Source organism: Kitasatospora sp. NPDC056731, from assembly GCF_040687675.1.
In the GTDB taxonomy this organism is placed as follows: Bacteria; Actinomycetota; Actinomycetes; order Streptomycetales; family Streptomycetaceae; genus Kitasatospora.
On the sequence record NZ_JBFBNR010000095.1, the window covers coordinates 1 to 4453 of the forward strand.

Annotated in this window: 3 protein-coding genes and 1 pseudogene; all 4 read left to right on the forward strand. The window is 73.6% G+C overall.

All coding sequences use genetic code 11. The annotated features are described in order from the left end of the window. Positions 1-432, forward strand: a pseudogene (locus tag AB0R04_RS38745) (electron transfer flavoprotein subunit beta); the annotation flags it as partial. Between the two features lie 45 nt (positions 433-477). Beyond that, complete coding sequence (locus AB0R04_RS38750) at positions 478-1440, forward strand: electron transfer flavoprotein subunit alpha/FixB family protein (RefSeq protein WP_363378870.1); 963 nt, start codon at positions 478-480, stop codon at positions 1438-1440. A 183-nt stretch (positions 1441-1623) separates the two neighbouring features. After that, positions 1624-3084, forward strand: coding sequence for an acyl-CoA synthetase (locus AB0R04_RS38755; RefSeq protein ID WP_363378872.1), 1461 nt, complete (start codon positions 1624-1626; stop codon positions 3082-3084). Positions 3085-3352: 268 nt separating this feature from the next. Then, a complete protein-coding gene (locus tag AB0R04_RS38760; RefSeq protein ID WP_363378873.1) occupies positions 3353-4276 on the forward strand; it encodes a C40 family peptidase in 924 nt (307 codons plus the stop codon). Positions 4277-4453 lie beyond the last annotated feature (177 nt).

Below are 4453 nucleotides of genomic sequence, written 5' to 3' on the forward strand. Positions count from 1 at the left end.
GGGATGGCGTCGACGGACGGTTCGATGGGTGTGCTGCCGGCGCTGCTGGCGGAGCGGCTGGGCGTGGCGCAGGTGACGCTGCTGTCGGAGGTGTCGGTCGAGGGCGGTGTGGTGCGGGGCCGTCGTGACGGTGACGCGGCGACCGAGCTGGTGGAGGCGGCGCTGCCGGCGGTGGTGTCGGTGACGGACCAGTCGGGTGAGGCCCGGTACCCGTCGTTCAAGGGGATCATGGCGGCGAAGAAGAAGCCGGTCCAGTCGCTGGACCTGGACGATCTGGGCATCGAGGCCGACGAGGTCGGTCTGGCGGGTGCGTGGACGGCGGTGGAGTCGGTGGCGGCGCGTCCGGCGCGGACCGCGGGCACGGTCGTCAAGGACGAGGGCGAGGGCGGCAAGCAGCTCGCCGGCTTCCTCGCCGACCAGAAGTTCATCTAGTTCCCCCCGTTCGCGCATCCAACGATCGATCAGGAGCAACGAATCATGGCTGAGATCCTGGTTCTGGTGGACCACGCCGACGGTGTGGTCCGCAAGCCGGCCCTCGAACTGCTGACCCTGGCCCGCCGGATCGGCGAGCCGTCCGCGGTCGTGCTGGGCGCCGGCGCTGCCGCCGCCGGCATCGCGGCCAAGGCCGCCGAGTACGGTGCGGCCAAGGTGTACGTCGCCGAGGGCGCCGAGTTCACCGACCAGCTGGTCGTCCCGAAGGTGGACGCCCTCACCCAGATCGCCAAGGCCGGCGACGCCGCCGCCGTCCTGGTCACCTCCTCCGGCGAGGGCAAGGAGATCGCCGCCCGCGTCGCACTGCGCCTGGGCTCCGGCATCATCACCGACGCCATCGACCTGGAGGCCGGTGACGGCGGCCCGGTCGCCACCCAGTCGGTGTTCGCCGCGTCCTTCCAGGTGAAGTCGAAGGTGACGAAGGGCGTGCCGGTGATCACCGTCAAGCCGAACGCGGTGGCCCCCGAGGCCGTTGCGGGCGCGGGTGCGGTGGAGAACGTGGCGGTGGAGTTCACCGGTAACGCGGCCAAGGTCACCTCGCGCACCCCGCGGGTCTCGACCGGCCGTCCGGAGCTGACCGAGGCCGCGATCGTGGTCTCGGGCGGCCGCGGCGTCGGCGAGGCGGCCGGCTTCGGCGTCGTCGAGGAGCTCGCGGACGCGCTGGGCGCGGCCGTCGGTGCCTCGCGTGCCGCCGTCGACGCGGGCTGGTACCCGCACAGCAACCAGGTCGGCCAGACCGGCAAGCAGGTCTCGCCGCAGCTGTACATCGCGGCCGGCATCTCCGGCGCCATCCAGCACCGGGCGGGCATGCAGACCTCGAAGACCATCGTCGCGGTCAACAAGGACCCGGAGGCCCCGATCTTCGAGCTGGTCGACTACGGCGTGGTCGGCGACCTGTTCGCCGTGCTGCCGCAGCTGACCGCCGAGGTGAAGGCCCGCAAGGGCTGATCCCCGCGCACGACAGTGGGAGGGCGTGGCACCGGGTATCCGGCGCCGCGCCCTCCGGCGTTTCGGTCCCAGGCCGGCACAGGCCGGTACAGACCAGGCGTGCGGTGACCGCCGCCCACGGACGGTCCGGATGCGGCCCGTAGAGTCGGCGCGACAGCGTGAGACGAGGGCGAGGACGGAAGCATGGCACTGCTGACCGCACTTCAGGGCGACTACGGGGACACGGCGGACGCGCTGCGGATCGATGGACGGGCGCTGTCCCGCGAGGAGCTGCTGGGCGCGGCGACCGCCGTCGCCGACCGGGTGGCCGGTGCGCCCGCGCTCGCCGTGCTCGCCCGGCCCGCCGTCGAAACGGTCGTCGCCGTGGTCGGCGGCCTGCTGGCGGGCGTGCCCGTGGTGCCGCTGCCGCCCGACTCCGGGCCCAAGGAGCGAGAGCACATCCTGCGCGACTCGGGTGCGGTGCTGCTCGCGCATGCCGTGGGTGACGTCGTGCCGGGTGAGGTGGAGGGGCTGCCGGTCGACCCGACGGAACGCGCCGCCACCACGTTCGCCGAGCCCGCGCCGGACGCCACCGGCTTCGTCCTCTACACCTCCGGCACCACCGGGGCGCCCAAGGGAGCCGTGATCCGGCGCCAGGCGGTCGCCGCCGACCTGGACGCGCTCGCCGCGGCCTGGCAGTGGACCGCCGAGGACACCCTCGTCCACGGCCTGCCGCTGTTCCACGTCCACGGACTGATCCTCGGCGTCCTCGGCGCGCTGCGGACCGGCAGCCGGCTCGTGCACACCGGGCGTCCCACCCCGGCGGGGTACGCGGCCGCGGGCGGCAGCCTGTACTTCGGGGTGCCGACCGTCTGGTCCCGGGTGGCGGCCGACCCCGGGGCGGCGGGTCGGCTGGCCTCGGCCCGGCTGCTGGTCTCCGGCAGCGCGCCGCTGCCGGTACCGGTGTTCGAGAAGCTGGCTGCGCTCACCGGGCACGCCCCGATCGAGCGCTACGGGATGACCGAGTCGCTGATCACCGTCAGCACCCGGGCGGACGGCGAGCGCCGGCCCGGCAGCGTCGGTCTGCCGCTGGACGGGGTGCGCACCCGGCTGGTCGGCGAGGACGGCGCGCCGGTGCCCTCCGACGGGGAGAGCGTCGGAGAGTTGCAGGTCGCCGGGCCGACCCTGTTCAGCGGGTACCTCAACCGGCCCGACGCGGATGCCGAGGCCTGGACGGCGGACGGCTGGTTCCGCACCGGGGACGTCGCCGTGATCGGTGAGGACGGCTTCCACCGGATCGTCGGTCGCGCCTCCGTCGACCTGATCAAGAGCGGCGGCTACCGGATCGGCGCCGGCGAGGTGGAGGCCGCGCTGCGCGACCACCCCGCGGTCGCCGACGCGGCGGTGGTCGGTGCGCCGGACGAGGACCTCGGGCAGGCCATCGTCGCGTACGTCATCCCGGACGGCGCCGTGACGGGGGAACAGCTGACGGCCTTCGTGGCGGAGCGGCTGTCCGCGCACAAGCGGCCGCGCCGGGTCGTGCTGGTGCCCGAACTGCCCAGGAACGCGCTGGGAAAGGTGCTGAAGAAGCAGCTGCTGGCGGAGGCCGACCAGCAGGGGCGAGGGGGCGTCGGGCCGCGGCCCGATGACTGGCCTTCACCCTGATGCCCCGTCGGTGCTCACCGGCCGTGAACCCTTCCATTGGCTCACTCCACTGCGCGCCGTGAGCGGACGCGTGCCTACCGTGACACGCAGGCAGAACTGAATCCCCGCCCGGCGTGCCGCGGCTCCCGGTCGCACGACCGGAGGCCGTGGCGCGCCGGGCGGGGTCTGCCGAGCCGTACGTGCCGTCTCACCGGGACGTGCGTGTCCGTAGCCGATTCCGCAGCCGCCCCCGTGGCGGCAGTTCGCAGCAGTGAGGGAAGACAGCAGGATGACCACCGTCAACACCGGCGCGCCGGGTGCCGCCGACGAACCGACCGGGCAGCACGCTGCCGCCACCGTCGACCAGCGGGCGGCTGACGTCCGCCCCGTCCGTCCCGTCCGTCCCTCGCGGGCCGCGCGGGTGCGCCGGGGGATAGGCATGGTGGCCGTGATCGTGGCCGGTGCGGGTGTGATCGGCGTCGGCCCCGGCGTCAGCCCCGCCGCCGCCGAGTCGGCACCGGCGCACGCCGGGTGGGACGGCTCGCGGTACTGGTTCAAGAACAGTCAGGGGCAGTGGCGCTGGACCACGCACTACGACGTGTACGTGGCGCGGACAGGGGGCGGATCTTCCTCCGCGGCGAAGTCCCCGTCGACGGGTGCGAAGTCGAGCGGCGGGATCAAGCAGGGGTGGGACGGGTCGCGGTACTGGTTCAAGAACAGCAAGGGGGAGTGGCGCTGGACCACGCACTACGACGTGTACGTGGCGCGGACGGGGGACGGGTCCCCGTCGTCGTCCGGATCGTCCGGGTCGTCCTCGTCGGGCTCGGCCGCTGGTGCGGTGGCGGGTGACCAGGGCATCGAGTCCGCCGTGCAGTTCGCGCTGAGCCAGCTGGGCAAGCCGTTCCGGACCGCGGGCAACGGGCCGGACGGGTACGACTGCTCGGGCCTCGTGCAGCAGGCCTTCCGGCGCGGCGGGGTGAACCTGCCGCGGGTGGCCAACGACCAGTACGCGGCGACCACGCCCATCAGTGCCGGCCAGCTGCGCCGGGGCGACCTGCTGTTCTGGTCTCCCAACGGCACCAAGCGGGGCATCCAGCACGTGGCGATCTACCTGGGCAACAACCAGTACGTCGAGGCGGCGCGGCCGGGGACGCTGATCCGGATCTCGGGGATCAGCAGCGGCTACTACCCGTCGTACATGGGCCGGCCGTAGGCCGAGTGCTGCTAGGTCCTGTCCGGCCGATCTTGCCGGGCCCGCGACTCCGGGCATCCCGCCTGGACGCGCGCCCGAATCGCCCAAGTACGTCCAGTACGAGGACGATTCGCGTCGGGCCGGGGCCGGCGGCGCCGCTGGGTGTACCGGACTCGGTGGCCGGGGCCAACTCCACTG